Annotated in this window: 23 protein-coding genes and 1 pseudogene; 10 read left to right on the forward strand and 14 right to left on the reverse strand. The window is 67.5% G+C overall.

The features are described 5' to 3' along the window. Window positions 1–106: 106 nt before the first annotated feature. Window positions 107–1522, forward strand: coding sequence for an FAD-binding oxidoreductase (locus tag C2R22_RS18460; protein WP_103427068.1), 1416 nt, complete (start codon window positions 107–109; stop codon window positions 1520–1522). Between the two features lie 50 nt (window positions 1523–1572). Next, a complete protein-coding gene (locus tag C2R22_RS18465; protein WP_103427069.1) occupies window positions 1573–1800 on the forward strand; it encodes a hypothetical protein in 228 nt (75 codons plus the stop codon). A 1-nt stretch (window position 1801) separates the two neighbouring features. On the opposite strand, the gene C2R22_RS18470 is transcribed toward C2R22_RS18465, so the two are convergent. Both C2R22_RS18470 and C2R22_RS18475 read right to left on the reverse strand, forming a co-directional pair. Beyond that, a complete protein-coding gene (locus tag C2R22_RS18470; protein WP_103427070.1) occupies window positions 1802–2236 on the reverse strand; it encodes an SRPBCC domain-containing protein in 435 nt (144 codons plus the stop codon). Window position 2237: 1 nt separating this feature from the next. Further along, window positions 2238–2648: a hypothetical protein gene (locus C2R22_RS18475; protein WP_103427747.1), complete on the reverse strand. Its 411-nt coding sequence runs from the start codon at window positions 2646–2648 to the stop codon at window positions 2238–2240. A 119-nt stretch (window positions 2649–2767) separates the two neighbouring features. Between C2R22_RS18475 and C2R22_RS18480 the strand changes: the two genes are divergently transcribed. Next, window positions 2768–3826, forward strand: coding sequence for a calcium/sodium antiporter (locus C2R22_RS18480; RefSeq protein WP_103427071.1), 1059 nt, complete (start codon window positions 2768–2770; stop codon window positions 3824–3826). Window positions 3827–3851: 25 nt separating this feature from the next. Here the strand turns inward: C2R22_RS18480 and C2R22_RS18485 are convergent, their stop codons facing one another. Together C2R22_RS18485 and pdhA are read right to left on the reverse strand one after the other, a co-directional pair. Next, window positions 3852–4820 (reverse strand): alpha-ketoacid dehydrogenase subunit beta, encoded by a 969-nt coding sequence (locus C2R22_RS18485; RefSeq protein WP_103427072.1) that lies wholly within the window; start codon window positions 4818–4820, stop codon window positions 3852–3854. Next, on the reverse strand, window positions 4810–5898 hold the full coding sequence (gene pdhA / locus C2R22_RS18490; protein WP_103427073.1) for a pyruvate dehydrogenase (acetyl-transferring) E1 component subunit alpha: 1089 nt from the start codon (window positions 5896–5898) through the stop codon (window positions 4810–4812). Before pdhA ends, C2R22_RS18485 begins: the two co-directional genes overlap by 11 nt. A 103-nt stretch (window positions 5899–6001) precedes the next feature. On the opposite strand from pdhA, the gene C2R22_RS18495 reads away from it, so the two are divergent. After that, window positions 6002–6574, forward strand: coding sequence for a DUF1684 domain-containing protein (locus C2R22_RS18495; protein ID WP_103427074.1), 573 nt, complete (start codon window positions 6002–6004; stop codon window positions 6572–6574). Window positions 6575–6658: 84 nt separating this feature from the next. After that, window positions 6659–7003: a carboxymuconolactone decarboxylase family protein gene (locus C2R22_RS18500; protein ID WP_103427075.1), complete on the forward strand. Its 345-nt coding sequence runs from the start codon at window positions 6659–6661 to the stop codon at window positions 7001–7003. A 70-nt stretch (window positions 7004–7073) separates the two neighbouring features. Here the strand turns inward: C2R22_RS18500 and C2R22_RS18505 are convergent, their stop codons facing one another. The 4 genes and pseudogenes from C2R22_RS18505 to C2R22_RS18520 all read right to left on the reverse strand — a co-directional run bounded on the left by C2R22_RS18505 (window position 7074) and on the right by C2R22_RS18520 (window position 9474). Beyond that, the gene (locus C2R22_RS18505) at window positions 7074–7475 is read right to left on the reverse strand and encodes a helix-turn-helix domain-containing protein (RefSeq protein ID WP_103427076.1); all 402 of its coding nucleotides are present in this window, start codon (window positions 7473–7475) and stop codon (window positions 7074–7076) included. A 225-nt stretch (window positions 7476–7700) separates the two neighbouring features. Further along, window positions 7701–8438: a DUF2270 domain-containing protein gene (locus tag C2R22_RS18510; RefSeq protein ID WP_394342371.1), complete on the reverse strand. Its 738-nt coding sequence runs from the start codon at window positions 8436–8438 to the stop codon at window positions 7701–7703. A 75-nt stretch (window positions 8439–8513) separates the two neighbouring features. Then, a pseudogene (locus C2R22_RS18515) lies at window positions 8514–8986 on the reverse strand (DUF6691 family protein). Then, window positions 8983–9474: a YeeE/YedE family protein gene (locus C2R22_RS18520; RefSeq protein WP_103427077.1), complete on the reverse strand. Its 492-nt coding sequence runs from the start codon at window positions 9472–9474 to the stop codon at window positions 8983–8985. The pseudogene C2R22_RS18515 and the gene C2R22_RS18520 overlap by 4 nt, the downstream one beginning before the upstream one ends. Window positions 9475–9777: 303 nt before the next feature. Between C2R22_RS18520 and C2R22_RS18525 the strand changes: the two genes are divergently transcribed. Then, window positions 9778–10023, forward strand: a complete 246-nt coding sequence (locus C2R22_RS18525) for a sulfurtransferase TusA family protein (protein ID WP_103427078.1) — start codon at window positions 9778–9780, stop codon at window positions 10021–10023. A gap of 4 nt (window positions 10024–10027) precedes the next feature. Then, window positions 10028–10642: a DsrE/DsrF/DrsH-like family protein gene (locus C2R22_RS18530; RefSeq protein ID WP_103427079.1), complete on the forward strand. Its 615-nt coding sequence runs from the start codon at window positions 10028–10030 to the stop codon at window positions 10640–10642. Between the two features lie 13 nt (window positions 10643–10655). Here the strand turns inward: C2R22_RS18530 and C2R22_RS18535 are convergent, their stop codons facing one another. Then, window positions 10656–11123, reverse strand: coding sequence for a pyridoxamine 5'-phosphate oxidase family protein (locus C2R22_RS18535; protein ID WP_103427080.1), 468 nt, complete (start codon window positions 11121–11123; stop codon window positions 10656–10658). A gap of 60 nt (window positions 11124–11183) precedes the next feature. After that, window positions 11184–12035 carry a universal stress protein gene (locus tag C2R22_RS18540; RefSeq protein ID WP_103427081.1) on the reverse strand — a complete coding sequence of 284 codons (852 nt, stop codon included), beginning with the start codon at window positions 12033–12035 and terminating at the stop codon, window positions 11184–11186. Between the two features lie 240 nt (window positions 12036–12275). Between C2R22_RS18540 and C2R22_RS18545 the strand changes: the two genes are divergently transcribed. Further along, window positions 12276–12845, forward strand: coding sequence for a LysE family translocator (locus C2R22_RS18545; protein WP_216824861.1), 570 nt, complete (start codon window positions 12276–12278; stop codon window positions 12843–12845). 572 nt (window positions 12846–13417) lie between these two features. Here the strand turns inward: C2R22_RS18545 and C2R22_RS18550 are convergent. Beyond that, entirely contained in the window at window positions 13418–14452 is a 1035-nt protein-coding gene (locus C2R22_RS18550; RefSeq protein ID WP_103427749.1) for a sulfite exporter TauE/SafE family protein, read from the reverse strand. Between the two features lie 8 nt (window positions 14453–14460). After that, entirely contained in the window at window positions 14461–14610 is a 150-nt protein-coding gene (locus tag C2R22_RS25685) for a DUF7512 family protein (protein ID WP_173862817.1), read from the reverse strand. 558 nt (window positions 14611–15168) lie between these two features. Here C2R22_RS25685 and C2R22_RS18555 point away from each other — a divergent pair. Then, window positions 15169–16461 (forward strand): patatin-like phospholipase family protein, encoded by a 1293-nt coding sequence (locus C2R22_RS18555; RefSeq protein ID WP_162562567.1) that lies wholly within the window; start codon window positions 15169–15171, stop codon window positions 16459–16461. A 24-nt stretch (window positions 16462–16485) separates the two neighbouring features. Here the strand turns inward: C2R22_RS18555 and C2R22_RS18560 are convergent, their stop codons facing one another. Continuing rightward, a complete protein-coding gene (locus C2R22_RS18560) occupies window positions 16486–17676 on the reverse strand; it encodes an MBL fold metallo-hydrolase (RefSeq protein WP_103427084.1) in 1191 nt (396 codons plus the stop codon). Between the two features lie 353 nt (window positions 17677–18029). On the opposite strand from C2R22_RS18560, the gene C2R22_RS27040 reads away from it, so the two are divergent. Further along, the gene (locus C2R22_RS27040) at window positions 18030–18161 is read left to right on the forward strand and encodes a hypothetical protein (protein WP_281259247.1); all 132 of its coding nucleotides are present in this window, start codon (window positions 18030–18032) and stop codon (window positions 18159–18161) included. 16 nt (window positions 18162–18177) lie between these two features. On the opposite strand, the gene C2R22_RS18565 is transcribed toward C2R22_RS27040, so the two are convergent. Further along, complete coding sequence (locus tag C2R22_RS18565) at window positions 18178–18774, reverse strand: conditioned medium-induced protein 4 (RefSeq protein WP_103427085.1); 597 nt, start codon at window positions 18772–18774, stop codon at window positions 18178–18180. Window positions 18775–18803 lie beyond the last annotated feature (29 nt).

Genomic DNA, 18803 nt, shown 5'->3' on the forward strand with positions numbered 1-18803 from the left:
CGGCGTGGGGGAGACAGCGCCTGCCACGCCTGCGCACTCTATTGTTTAATATCTCGGCCGACGTGACAACGTACTGATTCTCCGGCTCGCCGGGGCTCTGATACCCATGTCCGTTACCACACCGCTCGACAGTGCAACGCTCGGTGACCTCCGAACCGCCGTCACGGGTGACGTTCTCACGCCCGACGACGACGGATACGACGACGCCCGTGCCCTCTGGAACGGCCGCATCGACCGCGTCCCGGCCGTCATCGTTCGGGTCGTCTCGACCGACGACGTGGCCGCGGCCATCAGGTTCGCCCGCGAGCACGACCGCCAACTGGCGGTCCGCGGCGGCGGCCACCACGTCACCGGGAGCGCGCTCGTCGACGGCGGCCTCGTCGTCGACCTCTCCGGACTGACGGGCATCGACCTCGACGTCGACGCTCGAACCGTGCGGGTCGGCGCGGGCTGTCGCGTCAGCGACGTCCTCTCGGCGACACAGGAGCACGGCCTCGCGGTCGTCTGCGGTAGCGCCGCCCACAACGGCGTCGCCGGGTCGACGCTCGGCGGTGCCATCGGCTGGGTCCGCCGCGCGCACGGCCTCGGCGTCGACGGCCTCCGGTCGGCGGAGGTCGTCACCGTCGACGGCGAGGTGCTGACCGCGAGCGCCGACGAGAATCCGGAGCTGTTCTGGGGCCTCAGAGGCGGCGGCGCCAACTTCGGCGTCGTCACGAGCTTCGAGTTCGACTGCTTCGAACTCGGGCCCGAAGTCGCCGTCGCGCAGCCCATCTATCCGGCACCGGACGACGAGACGGTCCGTGACCTCCTCGGCCAGTACCGCGTCTTCGTCGCCGACGCTCCCCGGGAAGTAACGTCGATGGCCATCGTGACGTCCATCCCGCCGCTCCCGTTCATCCCCCAGGAAGCCCACGGCGCGCCCGTCGTGATGTTCTACGCGACGTACGCCGGTGACTCCGCCGAGGGCGAGGAGGTCATGCGACCCCTCCGCGAGTTCGGTGAGCCCGCCATGGACATGAGCAGCCGGATGCCGTTCCTCGCGATTCACGAAATCGCCAACGAACTGTTCCCCGTCGGCAACCGCTACTCGTGGCACTCGCTGTACGCCGACGAGCTGTCCGATGACCTGCTCGACCGCGTGACCACCACCGCCGCGGCGCGTCCCGAGGGCGAGGCGTCGGTCGAAATCTGGCACCTCGGTGGCGCGGTGAGCGACGTCGCTCCCGACGAAACCGCGTACGCACACCGGGACGCGGAGTTCCTCGTCAACGTGGGTGCGACGTGGGTGGACCCCGCCGACGACGAGGCACACCTCTCCTGGGCCGAGTCGTCGTGGGGGACACTCCGCGAGTCGCCGGCCACGCGTGAGGGCTTTTACCCCGGCTTCCCCGGCTTCGTGACCGGCGAGGAGCGCGCCCGGATGGCGTACGGCGACAACGTCGCGCGCCTCGCCGACCTCAAGGCCGAGTACGACCCGGAGAACCTGCTCCGCAGCAATCTGAACGTCACGCCCGCGCGCTGAGTTCGTGCGGTCGACGACGGGACTATCCACGTGGGAGTGACGAACGAGGCGTGACGAACAGCGGTGCCGGCCTGATTCTGGTGGTCGGCTTTCTCGTCGCGGCGGTAGCGGCAGTCCCGCTTTCGGTTCTCGCGTTACGCCACCGGACCGGGACGGGGATTGGACACCGCGTCCGCAAGGAACAGCCCCAGTCCAGCGAGGAACGCGAGGAGAGACGGAACGGCGGATGCGCGGGGGTCGAACAGACGGGACGACGCGACGGACGACACGGCCACTAGTTCAGCCGTCCGCCCGTTCGACGCGCTCGGCGAGCGCCCGGTTCATCGCCTCGTACCCCGCCGCGGCGTCGCCTCGAACGACGAGCGGAGCGAGCAGACCCGAGACGCGCTCGCGGTTGACGAACCGCGTCCGGCCGTCGTCGAGCGGGTGGAGTTCGAACGTGTGCCACCCCTCGAACAGCCACCCGTCCGCGACGGTGCCGACCCACTGGAGTCGGCGTTCGGGGACCACGTCGGTGACCCGCGCCGTGAGCGACCGCTCCCGACCGCGATAGCTGAGCGTGAGGTCGACGGAAGCCCCCGCTTCGAGAGCGCCCGTCGCGGCCGTGACCTGGGGGTTCCACGCTCCGTACGAGGGGAGGTCCGTGAGTACCGCCCAGACGGCCTCGGGTGGAGCGTCGACGACTCGTTCGGTGTGTATCGCCCTGATGAACATCTCAGAGCGTGTCCCCCACTCGCTCGGTCGCCGTCGCGTTCACGAAGTACGTCGCCTCGTACGGCCGGCCGTCGGCGATACCCGCGGGTTGGCCGGAGCCGTCGTCGCCGAAGGTCCAGTAGAAGCCGACCGAGACGACCACCTCGTAGCCGTCGTCGCGCGGCGTGACCGACACGACGCCCGCTCCGACGACGATCTCCTGTATCCGTTCGGTCTCTTCCTCGACGATAGCGTTGTATCGGTACACCTCCTCGTACTCGGCGACGTACGGCCCGACCGTCTCCTCGGTCAGTTCGGGCGGACGGTCGGGGTACTCTCGTTCCACGACGGTGTCGCCGCCGACAAGGCCGCCGAGACAACCGGCGAGGAGGACCAACAGCCCGACGGCGACTGCTCCGTTCCGAACGGTCATGTCCGTACACCGACATCCAGCGGGATAGCTCTGTGCCTGTTCGTCGTCCCCGGTGTGGACGTCGCGGTCACCGTGGTGACCGGATTTTTTGTGGCTGTTCACAGAGTGATACACGAGTTATGATCGCAGGTGGAACGGCAGTCCAGGTCGGCGTTCTCGTCGCAACGATCGGCGGACTCTGGCTCGGGGCACGACTGCTCGTCGACTCGGTCGTTCGGCTCGCTCGCCGGTTCGGCCTGTCCGAACTCGTCATCGGCCTCACCATCGTCGCCGCCGGAACCTCCACACCGGAGCTAGTTGTCTCCGCGGACGCGGCGCTGAAGGGGTTCGGCGCCATCGCCGTCGGCAACATCGTCGGGTCGAACATCTACAACCTCGCGTTCATCCTGGGCGTCGTCTCGCTGGTCCGGGTCGTCCCCATCGAGCGGTCGCTCGTCCACAGAGACGGCGTCGTCCTCGTCGCGAGCACGCTCGTCGGCGCGGGGGTGCTGTTCGACCTGACCGTCTCGCGGGTGGAAGGTGCCCTTCTCGTCGTCCTGTTCGTGGCCTACACGGCCTATCTGCTGCGGACTGGCTCCGAGCCGCTCAACGACGGTGGGTCGGAGACGGTCGCCCCGGCGGCGTCGGTATCAGGGGGCACGGACACGAACACGGGGACGGGGACGGGTGCGGACACCGAGCGACCGGAGGCGGCAATCCCGACGGGACTGACGGAGCGCGTGTCGTTCCGGGGCCGCGACGCGGTCTTCCTGGTGGTCGGACTCGCGGTGGTCCTCGTCAGCGGGGACCTCATGGTGTCGGCGGCGTCGGCGCTGGCACGGGGAGCGGGCGTCTCCGAGTCGGTCATCGGCGGCACCATCGTCGCGGCGGGGACGTCGACGCCGGAGTTCGCCGTCTCGTTGGTGGCTATCGGCCAGGGTCGCCTCGGCGTCTCCGTCGGCAACGTCGTCGGGAGCAACGTGTTCAACCTGCTCGGCATCATGGGTGTGGCGAGCGTGCTCCGGCCGCTCTCGTTCCCGTCGGTCGTCCTCGAGAGCGTCTCGTGGCTGGTCGTGATAGTGGTGGTGATGGTCGCGGCGCTGTGGACTGGCCGACAGCTCTCACGGCCCGAGGGAGCGCTGTTCGCCGCCTCCGAGGTCGGACGGTGGGTGCTCGGCCTCCTGGGACTGTTCGGCTGAACGCGGTCCGTGTTCGCGGGCAGACTCACTCGGAGAGCGCGCGCTCGACGCCCGCTCGGACGCGCTCCTCGCTGGGGAGGTACGCCTCCTCCCGGGCGAACATCGGGAACGGGACGTCGTAGCCGGTGACGCGCTCGGGGGGCGACTCCAGGTGGTAGAAGGCGGTCTCCGTGAGTCGGGAGACGATTTCGGCCCCGAGTCCGGCCGTCATCGGCGCCTCGTGGACGACGACGCACCGGCCGGTCTTCTTCACCGACTCGGTTATCGTCTCGGTGTCGAGCGGATAGATCGTCCGGGGGTTGACCACCTCGACGTCGGCGTCGACGCCGTCGACGGCGCTCAGGGTCGTCCGGAGCATCGATCCCCACGCGACCACCGTCACGTCCTCGCCCGCCTCGACGACCGTCGCCTCGCCCAGCGGGAGGGTGTAGTCTCCCTCGGGCACTGGCTCGCGCATCGCCCGGTAGAGTCGCGTCGGTTCCATGAAGACGACGGGGTCGGGGTCGCGAATCGAGGCGGTGAGCAGCCCCTTCGTCTCCGTCGGGGAGGAGGGAACCACCACCTTCAGTCCGGGGACGTGCGCGAAGCCGGCCTCGAAGCTCTCTGAGTGGTGTTCGAGCGCGCGAATCCCGCCGCCGTACGGCGTCCGAATCGTCATCGGGCAGGTGAACCCGCCGCGAGAACGGCTCCGGAGACGGGCGGCGTGCTGGACGAGTTGGGCGAACCCCTGGTAGAGGAACGACTGGAACTGAATCTCCGCGACGGGCGTCATCCCCGCGGCGGCGAGACCGATGCCGACGCCGACGATACCCGACTCCCCGAGCGTCGAGTCGTACACTCTCTCGGGGTACGCGTCGACGAGGCCGTCCGTCGCGCGGAAGACGCCGCCCGTCACCCCGACGTCCTCGCCGAACAGGACGACCGAGTCGTCGCGGGCGAGTTCCTCGTCGAGCGCCTGCTGGACCGCCTCGACGATGCGAAGCTCATTCGCCATCGACCGCACCCCCCTGTGCGCCCGAGAACGCCGTCAACTGGCGTTCGAGCCACGGCGGCATCTCGCCGTACGCGTGTTCGAACATGTCCGCCGGGTCGACGTCGGCCGCCATCCCCTTCGCCCGCTCGATGGCGTCGGCGACCTCCGTTTCGAGTTCCGCCTCGAGCGCGGCGACGTCGTCGTCCGTGAGTATCCCGCGCTCGCGGAGGTACGATTCCAGTCGGAGAATCGGGTCGCGGCGGTCCCAGTCGACCTCCTCGTCCTCCTGACGGTACTTCCGCGGGTCGTCGGAGGTCGTGTGCATCGACCGGCGGTAGGTGAGCGCCTCGACGAGGACGGGGTCGCCGTCGCGGGCGTGGTCGAGCGCCTCTCGGGTCGCCTCGTACACCGCGAGCGCGTCGTTGCCGTCGACCTGAATCCCGCGAATCCCGGCCCCGATGGCCTTCTGAGCGAGCGTCTCCGCCCGCGACTGCTTGGACCGCGGCGTCGAGATGGCGTACTGGTTGTTCTGACACAGGAAGACGGTCTGTGCGCCGTACGCGCCGGCGGAGTTGAACGCCTCCATGACGTCGCCGGTCGACGTCGCGCCGTCGCCGAAGTACGCCAGCGCCACGGGGTCTTCGTTTCGCATCGCGTACGCCCAGCCGATACCGACCGCGTGCAGCGCCTGCGACCCGACCGGAATCGACGGCGGGAGCGTCCGGTCGTCGGGGCCGACCGCCGCGCCCTCTTCGAGACCCATCGCGTACGCCAGTATCGCGTGCATCGGCGTCCCCCGGGTGAGGAGTGCGGCCTGTTCGCGGAACGCCGGAACCACCCAATCCCCGTCGGCGAGCGCAGTCGCGCTCGCGACCTGGGCCGCCTCTTGCCCGATACCGGGCGCGTACGTCCCCAGTTCGCCGCGGCGCTGGAGCGCGATGGCGCGCTCGTCCAGCCGGCGAGCACGACGCATCGTCCGGTACATCCCGCGGAGCGTCTCCTCGGAGAGGTCGGGCACCAGTTCCTCGTCGACCTCCCCGTCGGGGGCGAGGATTCCGAGCGACTCGACGGTGAATTCGGCGACGGTCGTCCGTGGCATGTCAACGACGACACAGGGCGGCGTGTTGAATCCCCGTGTCGGCGCCGCGAGGGCGAAGACTATTGTGTGCTGAAGACGCAATACAACTGGAGGAGACACGACGATGAGCACGACGGATCCACCGGCGGACTGGCGAGACGCGGTCGAAGGGGAGCGAGCGAAGAAGGAGCGGTTCTTCCGCGACGGGCCGCGGTCGCCGCTCCCTCCCGAACTCACGGGCGAGGACTTTCCGGGGTTGGACTACTACGACCCCGACCCGTCGTACCGGTACGAACTCGACTTATACGAACACGACGACGTCGAGGAGGTGACGGTCGGGACCTCGGCCGAGGGCGAGCGGACCTATCTCCGCTGGGGCGAGTTCCGGTTCGAGGTCGACGGCGAGGCGGTGACCCTCCAGGCGTACCGGCCGGCGGACGGGAGCGACCGGCTCTGGGTGCCGTTCAGAGACGAGACCAGCGGCGAGGAGACGTACGGTGCGGGGCGGTATCTCGACCTCGAACCCGACCACCACCGCGTCGGCGGTCGGTGGGTGCTCGACTTCAACCGGGCGTACAACCCGACGTGCGCGTACAACCCCGCCTACGAGTGCCCGCTGGTTCCGATGGAGAACTGGCTCGACGTCCGGATCGAAGCGGGCGAGCGCGACTTCCCCGGCCACGACGTGGCCGAGTGAGCCGGAGATAGTCACGGCCGACGGTTCTTACGAACTGGGGACGAGCGCACGTCTTCTTCGTGTTCACCCGACAACTAGTTCTCGATGTCGTACACGAACCAACTGAGCGAGTTCAAAGAGACGATGGGCGACCTCATCGGGGAGGCGCCCGAGCTAGAGCAGTTCGCGGGCTTCATCCACTTGGCCGAAGCGACCAACGCCATCGACAACAAGACGAAAGAGCTCATCTCCCTGGCCATCGGGGTCGTCGTCAGATGTGATCACTGCATCCTCTGGCACACCGACGCGGCGCTGGAGGCGGGCGCGAGTCACGAGGAGGTCATCGACGCGCTGAAGGTCGCCGTCGTCATGGGTGGGGGTCCGGCGATGACGTACGCGGTCGACGCCTACGAGGTGCTGTGCGCACTCGAAGCGGAGCGGGCGGAGTAGACGCTCGCACGGCGCGTGCCGTTCGGTCGTGCCGGATGTCGGAGCCGTCGTCACGTACCGCCCGGAGGCGTCACCGCTCGGCGGTCACGCGAACGGGGCCGTCCTCGTACGTCTCACGGTACTCGCCGATGAGGCCGCCCATCCGGGCGTACCAGTCGTTGAGCATCCGCTGCATCCGGTCGGCGATCACGTCGGCGTCGGTCGGTTCGAAGACGTGGTAGTAGCCGCCGTCCCGGTAGTTCACCTGTTCTTTGTCGACGAGACCGGCGTCGCAGAGACGCTGCACCGACCGGTACGCCGTCGACCGTTCGCGGTCGACCGCCTCGGCGATCTCGTCGACGGTGAGCGGTTCGTCGCGTCGGGTGAGCACACCGAACACCGTACGGTCGAGCGCTTTGAGTCCGTGGAAACACTCGAGGAGGCTCTCACACGTCATGTCCTGCGCCAGTTGGTCGCGCATCGAATCCGGCATCGTGTCCGTAGATACGAGACCGATATCGAAAAGTGTTGTGCAATATACGAACAACCATCCCAAGGCAGTCGATACCAGAATATATCAAAATCAACATATGAAAATCAGTACGACGCTCGTACCGTCGATGAGTGGTGAGGAGGTGAACTGTCAGAATCTAACCCGAGACGGGTCCGGCTCTCCGCGCCACAGTGTCGTGTGCTATTCTCACTCCACCGATGGGACTCACGGCCACTCCGTCTCGCGGTCCCGACGGAGGTTCTCTTCTCTGAGTTCGTCGCTCGCGTGCCACGTCCGTGGCCGGACGCTGACGACGACGGCACCGAGCATGAGGAGGGCGACGACGACGGTGACGACGACGCCGGGAATCCCCCCGATACTGGCGCTCGCGGGCCAGGCGACGCCCGTGAACGCGGTGATGCGGAGCACCCACGCCCCGTTCAGGAGCGCGAACAACGGGAGGTACACCCGGCGAAGCCGGTGGGCGACCGCCTCCTCGGTCGTAATCTTGAGCGTCGGACGGGCGTAGTCCTCGGCGAGCGCCTCGCGCCAGCGTTCGTTCGCGAGGTCACGCGTCGGGTCGAGGCCGGGCGCCCAGACGTTCCGCTGGAGCGAGCGGACGCGGCTCCGCCAACTGTCGTACGCGCGGTACCGGCGGGCTTCGATGCGCAAGAAGAGGCCGACGGCGAGGTTGCCGACGAGCAGGACGTAGTGAGGGTTCGCCTCGTTCGAGAACGCCCAGGTCAGAAGCCCCGCCAGCACCAGGACGGCCCAGTTCGTCGTCCGGTCGAGTCGTTCGCGCCACAGTTTCGTTCGGTGGAGTTCGCCCCGGTACAGGTGTGCGAGCGCCGAACTCGGTCCCATGTCGGCGTCGAGGAGTCCCGTGCCGACCCACGGGTCCGGACCTTCGTCGAGGCGCGGGGACGACTGCTGGGTCTCGTCCGCGTCGGTGTCAGCACTCACATCGACTAGTAGCGGTGGCTGGTCGAAAAGTGTTTTGATAATGTGCAATACTAACAATATAGATATCCGGCGGCGTCAGTCGCCCGCGGTGACCGCCTCGGTAACGGGAGACTCGCTGCGGGAGCGCCAGTACGCCTGCGCGTACGCGCCGAGGAACATGCCGGCGATGCCCCAGAGGATGGGGAGGTTGCCGATCCCGACGCTGGCGTAGGCGGCCCCGGGGCAGATGCCCGAGAGGCCCCACCCGACGCCGAAGACCACGCCGCCGGTGACGACGTTGCGGTCCATCGACTTCACGCGTCGGCCGTACGCGTCGCCCGTGAGGGGTGCGCGGTCGAGGTAGCGGGTGGCGGCGAAGAACGTGAGCCCCGAGACGACGGCGGCACCGCCCATGACGAACACCAACCCGAGGTCGTCGAACTGCAGGAAGTCCAGAACCACCTCGGGTCGGGCCATCCCGCTGTACGCGAGGCCGAACCCCTGAACGAGCCCCCGAGGACGACGAGCGGCATGAACAGGGGGTGTCTGCCGGTCGACCCCGAACTCATGGCGTCACCCCCAAAGCGGCGACAACCGCCGCGGTGAGGATGGCGACACCCACGAAGAGGACGACGTTCACGAGCGACGTTCGAGAGGCGGAGCCGAGCCCACAGACGCCGTGTCCGGCGGTACATCCCTTCCCGATGCGCGTGCCGATGCCGACGAGGACGCCGCCGCCGAACAGCCGCCAGGGCTGGACCTCGGTCGTGAAGGTGCCGGGGTCGAGCAGGAGCCCCCAGACGGCCGCGCCCGCGACGATGCTGAGCGCGAAGACCACCCGCCAGTCACGGGAGGCGAGGTACTTCGGCTGGTTCAGCCGGGAGAGGTTCGAGACGTACGAGAGCGTCGTCTCGAGGAACGTGCTGTTGCCGGGGATGATCGCGGTCCCGAGGTAGATGACGGCGATGCCGGCGGCGACCATGACACCGCCGACCACGTACTGCGTCACGCCACGGGGAAACAGTTCGGCCGCGACCTGGAGCGCGAGTCCAGTCATCGCGTCTCACCCTCGTTCGGTGCGCGCCATCCGGCGGTGCGCGTTGATACGATGTCCGTCATTCGACCGTATCTTGCACACGAAATGCAATAAAGATTCGGATACAGTGCGAGCGAGACGCGTTTAGATATATCGGCTATTTCCGGCCTCCAGACCCAATGAGCCGCATAGAAGCCATTCACTGATGTGAGTTCGAGCGGTCTTTTCGACAACGTTCGAGAGTTTGGTTGTGTTAGTATTGAGCACAACAATCGATAGACTTTTGCGTTCGCCACCGGTACGGGAGGGTGAGGAAACCACAAGATGAGCTCGAACATCGACGTGACCGAGACGCTGGACGTGAAAGGACAGAACTGCCCGATGCCCGTCATCAAGACGAAGGGGGCGATGGACGGCCTCGCCGCGGGCGATGTGCTGGAGGTCGTCGCGACCGACAGCGGGAGCATGAGCGACATCAAGGGGTGGGCCGACTCCACGGAGGGAGTCGAACTCGTCGATCAGGTCGAGGGCGACGGCGTCTACACCCACTACGTCCGCAAGACGGAGTGAGCCGATGAGCACGGACACCCCACAGCGGGCGGACGACACCCAGCAGGCCGACGGCGACGTCGACGTCGACATCGACGAGCGGGGGGACGCGGAGGTCCACGCCCGTATCGACGAACTCGAAGCGGAACTCGCCGACCTCCGCTCCGCGGTCGAAGACCGCCCGAAGAAGATGGTCATCATCGCGACGAAAGGGACGCTCGACATGGCGTACCCCCCGCTCATCCTCGCGTCGACGGCGGCCGCCTTCGGCTACGACGTCACCGTCTTCCACACGTTCTGGGGGCTCGAAATCCTCCACGAGGAGCACGCCTCGAAGCTGAAGCTCAGTTCGGTCGGCAACCCGAACATGCCGATGCCGAACGCCGTCGCGGCCCTCCCGGGGATGGACGAACTGAGCAGTCGGATGATGCGCAAGCGTATCGCCGACAACGACGTCGCCTCGGTGGAAGAACTCGTCCAGACGGCCCTCGACAGCGGCGTCGACCTCCAGGCGTGTCAGATGACCATCGACCTCCTCGGCTACGACGAGGAGGACTTCTTCTCCGGCGTCACGGTCGGCGTCGGCGCGGCCACCGCCTTCCAGGAGATGGTCGACGCCGACATCCAGCTGCTGGTCTGAGTGTCACCCGGACTCAGTCGTCCGTGCCGGCCTCGACGACGCCCGTGAGCTCCGTCACGTCGAGGCGGACGAGCGCGAACACCGTCTCCGACGGCGCCTCGAAGACGTGGTAGAACGGAATCCGTAGCTCGCGGTCGGCCTGGCTGACTGCTTCGCCCGGGAGGCGGTGTCGGGACAGGTCCTCGACCGTGTTCCGGTGTTCGAGTCGCCCCCGCGCGACGACGCTCTTCCAGCCCGCGTCCGTCGGGGCGGCGACGACGAACGTCGCGACGTCGGTCGTCTCGATGTACTCGCGCTTGCGGCTCCCGGGGGCGTAGCCGAGTCGGAAGTAGAGGTCCCTGGTCTCGGGCGCGTAGGTGTACGCGACCGGGATGGCGTACGAGTCGTTCTCCTTCGCGAGCGAGAGGGTGCCGGTCGACTGGCTCTCGAGGAAGGAATCGATCCCCGCCTGGTCGAGCGCGCGTGCCGTCGAACGTATCATGCGCCTACATGGCGCCAGGACGAAGTAAACACACCGAGCGGACGGATCTGCGGGTGCAGTTCACCGCGCGGTCGACTCCGGCGGGACCAACAGGACGTTGTTGTGCCCCTGTGCGACGACCGACTCGGAGGTACTCCCGAGGAGGAGTCGACGGAGACGACTCTGTCCCCGCGCACCGAGCACCGTCACCGTCGCTCCCACCCGCGTCTCCTCGGCCAGGATCTCGTCGACGACACCGCCCTCGCGGACGGAGACCTCCGTCTCGACGCCCATCCGCGTTTCGAGTTCGTCCGCGAGTTCGGCCAGGCGCTCGCGGGCCGCGTGTTCCGCGTCGGCGTCCCGCTGTTCGTGCCCGCGGACGTGCAGGAGAGTCACGCGCTTCGTGGCGCCCGTCAGTCGGGGGACGAACTCGAACGCGCGGTCGGCGTTCGCCGAGAAGTCCGTCGCGAACAGCACGTGCTGGAACAGGTGCTCCTTGGCGACGGCGTGAGTCTCCCCCTCTTTCGTGATGCGCTCGACCAGAAGCGGCCGCACGGCCGTCCGCGCGACGTTCCGCGCCGTGCTGCCGATGACTCGGTTCTCCAACGGGCTCTGCCCGCGGGAGCCGACGACGATCATGTCGGCGTGGAGCCGCTCGGCGAAGCCGTTGATGCGTCGGTGCGGCGTCCCGCGGGCGACGTGCGTCTCGACGGTGAAGCCCGCCGCCTCGAAAAACTCCCGCTGTGACCGGAGCGCCTCGTGGCGGTTCGAGGCGACGTCCATCCCGGGGAGACCGCTCGAAACGTTGTCGGGGACGACGGTGACCAGGTGGACCTCCGTGACGCCGATCCGTTCGAGGCACTCCAGACACGTCCGCGACCGCATGGCCGCCTCGTTCGCGTCCGAGAGGTCCGTGGCGAAGACGATTCTCATACCGTCTCTTGGCGCTGCAGCTACTAATATTGTGCTTTTACCCCAATATAGAGCAAACCGTCTCTCGACACGGAACCCGGCGGCGACTTCCCAACGGAACCGCCACGCCCGGCATGGCCAGCCTGACCGGGAAAGCGAGCAGTTTTATCGACGCTGTCCGTCGATTTACTCGTGAGGTGATGCGTATTAACGCTCTCGACAACAGACATCCTCGTCCGCGGCATCGTCCTCGGCGTCTCCATCGCGGCCCCCGTCGGCCCCATCGGCGTGCTGTGTATCCAGCGAACGCTCTCGAACGGCCGACGGTCGGGCTTCGTCAGCGGTCTCGGTGCCGCCTCCGCTGACGCCGTCTACGGTGCGGTCGCCGGGTTCGGGATCACGACGCTCTCGGCGTTCCTGCTCGACGCCGAGACGGAAATCCGCGTCGTCGGTGGTGTCCTCCTGCTCCTCGTCGGCGTGCGCGCGTTCCGAGCCGAACCGGCCGAGATGGCCGACGGGACGGAGACGTCAGGGGGACTGCTCGAAGACTACGGCTCGACGTTCCTGCTCACCATCACGAACCCGGTGACGATACTGGCGTTCGTCGGCGTGTTCGCCGGACTGGGCGTCGGGCTCACCGGCGACTATCTCGACGCGAGCGTGCTCGTGCTCGGCGTCTTCGCCGGCTCCGCGCTCTGGTGGCTCTGTCTGAGCGTGGGGGTGGACTCCCTCCGGGCGCACGTCACCCCGCGCGTCATGCGTCGCGTGAACCAACTCGCCGGCGGGGTCGTCGTCGGGTTCGGACTGCTCGCGCTCTGGAGCGTGCTGTGAGATCGGAGGTGCGCCGTCGGAACGCGCGTTAGCTGCTGGGGGCGGTATGGTGAGGGACGACGACGGGGTGGGCAGCGGGTGGACAGCACGGAGACCGCACGACACACGGGCGCGGTGAGGCCACAGCCTCCCCAGCCGACTGCGGTACTCGGCCGCTCACGTCCGTTCGCGGCTCCGGTGCTCATCCCTCGCGCGTGAGGGCTGGCGAGACCTGCGGTCTCGCCGCTTCCCGCTCGTTGCACTCACGGGAACGCGGGACGGAGCCGCGACCGTCACGCGCCACCGCATCGTCTCGTGGCGGTCGGCGCGCGAGAGCGAGTGAGTGAAACGAACGAGCGAACGCGCGAGGGTCGGCTCGCGCCTCCGTGCGCGAGCCACCGGGTGGGGAGGTGTGAGGCTGCGGTCCACCGCGTCCGTGTCCCGCGCGGCCGTCCCGTCCACACTGACCTCGCTGACGTCGCATCGATATCCATCGCTCGCTACGCCCCTCACCGATACGAATCAGTACGACCAACCGAACCGAACCGAACACCGTCTTCGAGGCTCGGGGAGTCGCCGCAAAACAGTATCAGTCAGTCCGCCGTCGAGTGGACCGTCTCCTCCGACGCGGTGCGGAGTTCGCGGACGCTGCTGAGGACGACCGCACCGGCCACGAGCAGCGCCGCACCGACGATGACGACCAGACTGACCGTGTTGAGCACGTCGATGCCGAGGAAGTTGCCGACCTGGCGGATGGCGACGGCGAACGCGCCCAGGAGGAGCATCACGCCGAAGTAGACCTTGATGCCCTCCTCGTCGACGAGGCTCGTCGCGGCCGCGCCGAGACGGGCGCCGAGGGCGCTCCCCGCGAGGAGGGGCGCCACGATGGAGAGGTCGACCGCACCCGACTGCGCGTAGAGGAACGACCCGATGCCGCCCGAGAAGACGATTTCGAAGAGGTCGGTCCCGACCGCGACGGGGACCGGAACGCCGATGGCGTAGAAGAGCGCGGGCATGCGGATGAACCCGCCACCCACGCCCAGAAAGCCCGACAGCAGTCCCGTGAAGAACGCCACGATGAGAACCATCCACAGTGAGACGGTGATTCCCCCTCTGAGAGAGATCATCGGCGGGACGTGGTACGACTGTATCTTCTTCGCGATGTCGGGGATGTCGTGCTCGTCGTCCCCCTCAGACTCGTCGACGTCGTGACTGAGACCACCGCCGCCGCCTCGGAGCGCCTCGCGGGTGACGAACGCGCCGATGCCACCCAGGAGGACGACGTAGGCGACGCTGACGACGCTGTCGGCGAGGCCGATGTGCTGGAGGTACTCCAGTCCGAGCCTTCCGACTTCGATGCCCAGGGTGGTCCCGACGATCATCGAGACGCCGAGTTTGTAGTCCACCTGCCCCAGGTCGCGGTGTTTCAGCGTCGCGATCACCGAGGTGCCGAAGACGAACGCCAGCCCGGACCCGACGGCGACGTTCGGTTCGTAGCCCATCACCAAGAGCGCGGGCGTGACCAGGAACGACCCGCCCATCCCGAAGAAGCCGAACAGGACCCCGATGAGGAGGCCGAAGCCGGCGAACATCGCGAGCAGGGCGACGCTCACACCCATGAGTTCCATCGCCATCGTCACTCGCCCCGCAGCAGCCTGACGACGTGCTTTCCGACCAACTGTTCGAGCGCGCCGTAGCCGACGTAGAGGATGGCCGCCTCGACGAGGACGAGGCCGACCAGCGCGGCCGCCTGTGTGTTCCCCGGAAGGGATTCGATACCGAACATCACCGCTCACCTCGTTGTAGTCTTGCACTCATTTCGGATTCTTGCACAGACCACACTACACTGTAGGCGGAGATAACAGTTTTGGGATTACTATGCAATACTATATTCCGCTAACCGACTGGTGGTGATAGATAGGTTATGGATACGTTTTCGACGCGAACCACCGCGGACCGAGTCCCACGTCCGCCCCGAGACCGAAAGGCAGGGCGGTTCACGCGGAGGTCACCGAGACCGAACGACGACGTACACGACAGCCCCGTGACTCCGAGGGAGTTCGAGGAGCGGTCGGCGTCAGGCGTGTCGTGGTGGTCGTGTCCCAGACCGACACGTGGGCTCGAACGGAGGCGGAGGACCGTCGACACGGCGCACTCGCCGACACGAGACGCCCGTCGACGGGGTCGGACGAGGGCGCTACGAGGACACGACTTAACTCGCTGTGCGTGGTACCTGCGCCGATCAGCCGGTCGAACGCCCGTCGTTCGGGCCGCATCGGCTTCACGAGCGCGCGTCTCCGGTCCGCTCTCGCCGTCGGAGAACGACCGGTCGCCGACAATCCCCATGAATACGAACCCACAGAAACTCTCGCCGGACGACGTCCACTACCTCTCCTTCGAGGGGGGCGGAGGGAAGGGAGCGGCCTATCTCGGTGCGCTGACGGCGCTCGCCCACCCCGACATCGGGCTCCTCCAGCACGAGGCAGCGACGGACGACTACCACCTACGACGCTGGACCGACGCGGACGAGTTCGGTATCAGAGGGGTGGCCGGCGCGTCCGTCGGCGCCATCACCGCCGCGTTGCTCGCGAGCGGGTGGGGTGTCCGTGCGCTGTACGAGAACGTCGTCTCGGATCGAACGGCGCTCGCGGGCTTCTTCGACGCCGCCGAACCCACACACCGCAAGGTGCCCGTCGCGCTGGATGCCGGACGAGAGTCGCCTCCGCGGCGTGGTGAGTCGTCGCAGCCCGCGAACTGTCTCGTCGAGAACCGGGGTGAGTTCGTGCGGCGGCTCGGCACGCGTTCGGCGGGGGCGGCGGTCGACGCTCCGCTCGGAAAGCTGGTCGGGCGTCTCACACCGAACCCGGCCGTTCGTCAGTTCTTCACCGATCCGATGAGGCATCTGCAGAACCTCTGGGTCGACTACGGGCTGTTTTCGGGCTGTTCCGGACGGTCCTTCCTCGAAACCAGTGTTCGGAACGGGCGGTTCGTCGACCGAGGGGACGACCCTCGCGCGGCGCGCTCCGAGGGCGGGGAGCAGGACGTCACGTTCAGCGAGCACAGGCGGCGCAGCGGTATCGACCTGGTCCTGACGGGGACGAACCTGCGAACGGGGCGCGCGGCGTACCTCTCCGCTCGGCACGGGCTCGGCGGGATGACCGTCGCCGACGGCGTTCGGATCTCGATGGGACTCCCGTTCGTGTTCAAACCGGTCCGGATTTCCCAGGAGGCGGACCCGCGCTACGCCGGGCTCTGGGTCGACGGGGGCGTCCTCAACAACAACCCGATTCACGCGTTCGACCACGCTGACGGCGCGTTCAACGAGGCCGTGCTCGGGTTGCGTCTGGAAGTTGACGGGAACAACGAGATAACGAGCCTGGTGAGCTACGTGAAGGCGCTCGGGAAGACGTACCTCGACGCCTCGGAGACGCGCGAGATCCGAACCGAACGGGAGGGACGCCAGACGGTCTCGCTCCCGATTCCGGACGGGACGCTCGGCCTCTTCGAGTTCGCGCCGAGCGAGGAGAGCGTTCGGACGGCCGGCGTCGCGTCCGCGAACGCGGTCTTCGACTACTTCGAGGTCGACGGGGACCCGGAGTCGTCACTCGAAGCGGTCGTCGGGCTGCGTGCGTCGTGAGGTGGTCGTGTCCGTCGACTCCGCTCAGTCGCCCGCGAGTGACTCCTGGCTTGCGGCGCAGTTGTTCGGGCCGAGTTCGAGTTCGAACGCCTCGTCGTCGTCGACGGATTCGAGGCCGAGGTTGGTCGCGATGATCTCCTCGTAGTTGCCGGGGCGGGGCGGCATATCGGAGAGGACGAGGTCGACGAACGCCGCTTCGTCCATCGTCAGCGCGTCCATCTTCTCGGCCAGGGCGCCGAGCGGCGCGGTGTACGTCCCGTCGGATGCGGGCGTCGCGGCGTCGCTGAAGTGCGCGCCGGCGACGAGCGTCTCGTCGGGGAGGGAGAGCACGCGCTCTTGGAGCGACTCGTACAGGGTCCGGGCCGCGTCGGGCGCGCCCTCGTCGCCCTCTTCGAGGTCGGGCCGGGCGACGCTCTCGGTGAAGAGGCCGTCGCCGGTGGCCAGCAGGCTCCCGCCGACGAGGTAGGAGGTCATCCCGGTCGTGTGTCCCGGCGTGGCGACGACCTCGATGTCGACGTCGCCCACCGAGAGCACGTGGCCGTCCTCGACCGTCTCGATGACGTCGGCGTAGGTCACACCGCGCCCCACGGCGGCCGCGGGGATGATGCCTCTGACGCCCGCGTCGTCCAGGTCGCGAACGCCGCTGACGTGGTCCGCGTGGACGTGGGTGTCGACCGCGTACTTCAGTTCCGCCCCCAGTTCCTCGGCGTCGGCGAGATACCGGTCGGTGAACGCGCGGAGCGGGTCGATGACGGCCGCCTCGCCGTCGGAGACGATCAGGTAGGCCAGACAGCCCGAGGAGGGGCGCTGGTACTGGTAGACGGCGCCGGGGCCGTCGTAGCGCTCGACTTCGATCCGGTCGTACAGCCGCGCCCAGCCGTTCATCCCCGCGTCGAGGTGGACGACGTCGCGGCCCGCCTGCTTCAGGACGCCGGCGACGTACTCGCTGGCGCCACCCTTCGCACAGAGCACGACCAGCGGGTCGCCCGCTGGGACCCGGCCGAGGAGGTCGTCGTCGACCTCGTCGAGGAACTCGTAGTACGGCACGTTCACGATTTCGACCGAGTCGCCGTCGATACGCCACTCCGCGAAGTCGCTCTCCATCCGCGCGTCGAGGATCGTCACGTCCTCGCTTGCGTCGACCCGCCGCTTGAGTTCGGCAGGAGCGATACTGTCCACCGTGACGTCCGGCATCGGGAAGTCGTCTGCATCCATCGTCGGATAGACGTATATTGTGCGCACCAATAAATATTGCGTACTTAGAGCAATACAATTCCGAGAGGAGGGTTCTCCGAAGTCCGTCACGAACGAACCGAATCACACGGCACTGATGTCCGCTTCGACAGTTTCATTGGTTATTCCCTCGGTTCATGGGCGTTTTGTCACCTCGAATCGGCTGCCCGACGCCACGTCGACTCGTCGCAAGAGCCGTCCAGTCGTGGGGGATTCGCGGAGTTGTATGGTTACTATCATACAATATACTGTGTGAGACGCTCACCGTCGGACGTCCGAACGGACGACCGAGTTCGTGTGAGAAGGGTTATTACGTGACATCCCGACGGCGGAGTATGGGTCACACGACGGTGGCCGTGCTCACGTTCGGTCAGTTGGCTGGAGTCGTCGCGACTGTCGCCGGCGTCGTCGCGCTGTACTTCCGCGAGGGCGTCGTCGACGCCGTCCGGGCACGGCGGCAGAAATAGAGAGTGCGAACGGGAACTAGAAGGAGACGTCCGTTTCGAGGTCCTCGGTCGCCTCTTCGAGTCCGTCGCGTCGGGCGTCGGAGGCGAACCGGGCAGAGAGGTCCTCGTCGCTCAGGAGTTCGGCGAACTCGTCGCGGAAGCGGTGACTCGCGCGGGCCGCGGCGGCCTCGCTCGTCGTCACGAGAAACGCGCGGCGGACGGCCTCGGAGTCGGCATCGACCGCCTCGACGCACTCGTCGAGCGAGGCGCCGTCGACGACGAGCGGACGGACCGCGTCGTCGACCGGCGTGCGGTCCGCGTCGGTCACGAGATGGAGGTCCATGCGCGCCTCGAACACCGTCTCCTCCTCGACGTCGAGTTCGTCGGCCAGGTCGGCGTCGGTCCGCTCGTCGAAGAACCCGCGGAGGACCGTCACGAGCGCGTCTGTTCCGAGCGACGACCGGAAGGGAAAGCGCTCGCGCATCGTCCCGATCAGGTCGGCGAGTCGCTCGTCGGTGACCTCGCCCCCCTCCCCCTTGATCGACCCGCGACCCGCCTCCTGGCGCTCGGTGACGGTGTCGGAGCCGGTCGTCTCGAGGAAGATGTCGCGGAGTTCCTCGGTCTTCTCGTCCATGGGGATGGGATACAGTCGGCGCGGCCAAA

The sequence above is a fragment of the Salinigranum rubrum genome (assembly GCF_002906575.1).
In the GTDB taxonomy this organism is placed as follows: domain Archaea; phylum Halobacteriota; class Halobacteria; order Halobacteriales; family Haloferacaceae; genus Salinigranum; species Salinigranum rubrum.

What these genes read in the sequence shown, in the direction of transcription:
- C2R22_RS18460 (WP_103427068.1), top strand. Translation starts at nt 107, where the DNA reads ATGTCCGTTACCACACCGCTCGACAGTGCAACGCTCGGTGACCTCCGA.
- C2R22_RS18470 (WP_103427070.1), bottom strand. Translation starts at nt 2,236, where the DNA reads ATGTTCATCAGGGCGATACACACCGAACGAGTCGTCGACGCTCCACCC.
- C2R22_RS18475 (WP_103427747.1), bottom strand. Translation starts at nt 2,648, where the DNA reads ATGACCGTTCGGAACGGAGCAGTCGCCGTCGGGCTGTTGGTCCTCCTC.
- C2R22_RS18480 (WP_103427071.1), top strand. Translation starts at nt 2,768, where the DNA reads ATGATCGCAGGTGGAACGGCAGTCCAGGTCGGCGTTCTCGTCGCAACG.
- C2R22_RS18485 (WP_103427072.1), bottom strand. Translation starts at nt 4,820, where the DNA reads ATGGCGAATGAGCTTCGCATCGTCGAGGCGGTCCAGCAGGCGCTCGAC.
- pdhA (WP_103427073.1), bottom strand. Translation starts at nt 5,898, where the DNA reads ATGCCACGGACGACCGTCGCCGAATTCACCGTCGAGTCGCTCGGAATC.
- C2R22_RS18495 (WP_103427074.1), top strand. Translation starts at nt 6,002, where the DNA reads ATGAGCACGACGGATCCACCGGCGGACTGGCGAGACGCGGTCGAAGGG.
- C2R22_RS18500 (WP_103427075.1), top strand. Translation starts at nt 6,659, where the DNA reads ATGTCGTACACGAACCAACTGAGCGAGTTCAAAGAGACGATGGGCGAC.
- C2R22_RS18505 (WP_103427076.1), bottom strand. Translation starts at nt 7,475, where the DNA reads ATGCCGGATTCGATGCGCGACCAACTGGCGCAGGACATGACGTGTGAG.
- C2R22_RS18520 (WP_103427077.1), bottom strand. Translation starts at nt 9,474, where the DNA reads ATGACTGGACTCGCGCTCCAGGTCGCGGCCGAACTGTTTCCCCGTGGC.
- C2R22_RS18525 (WP_103427078.1), top strand. Translation starts at nt 9,778, where the DNA reads ATGAGCTCGAACATCGACGTGACCGAGACGCTGGACGTGAAAGGACAG.
- C2R22_RS18530 (WP_103427079.1), top strand. Translation starts at nt 10,028, where the DNA reads ATGAGCACGGACACCCCACAGCGGGCGGACGACACCCAGCAGGCCGAC.
- C2R22_RS18535 (WP_103427080.1), bottom strand. Translation starts at nt 11,123, where the DNA reads ATGATACGTTCGACGGCACGCGCGCTCGACCAGGCGGGGATCGATTCC.
- C2R22_RS18540 (WP_103427081.1), bottom strand. Translation starts at nt 12,035, where the DNA reads ATGAGAATCGTCTTCGCCACGGACCTCTCGGACGCGAACGAGGCGGCC.
- C2R22_RS18550 (WP_103427749.1), bottom strand. Translation starts at nt 14,452, where the DNA reads ATGGAACTCATGGGTGTGAGCGTCGCCCTGCTCGCGATGTTCGCCGGC.
- C2R22_RS25685 (WP_173862817.1), bottom strand. Translation starts at nt 14,610, where the DNA reads ATGTTCGGTATCGAATCCCTTCCGGGGAACACACAGGCGGCCGCGCTG.
- C2R22_RS18555 (WP_162562567.1), top strand. Translation starts at nt 15,169, where the DNA reads ATGAATACGAACCCACAGAAACTCTCGCCGGACGACGTCCACTACCTC.
- C2R22_RS18560 (WP_103427084.1), bottom strand. Translation starts at nt 17,676, where the DNA reads ATGGATGCAGACGACTTCCCGATGCCGGACGTCACGGTGGACAGTATC.
- C2R22_RS27040 (WP_281259247.1), top strand. Translation starts at nt 18,030, where the DNA reads ATGGGTCACACGACGGTGGCCGTGCTCACGTTCGGTCAGTTGGCTGGA.
- C2R22_RS18565 (WP_103427085.1), bottom strand. Translation starts at nt 18,774, where the DNA reads ATGGACGAGAAGACCGAGGAACTCCGCGACATCTTCCTCGAGACGACC.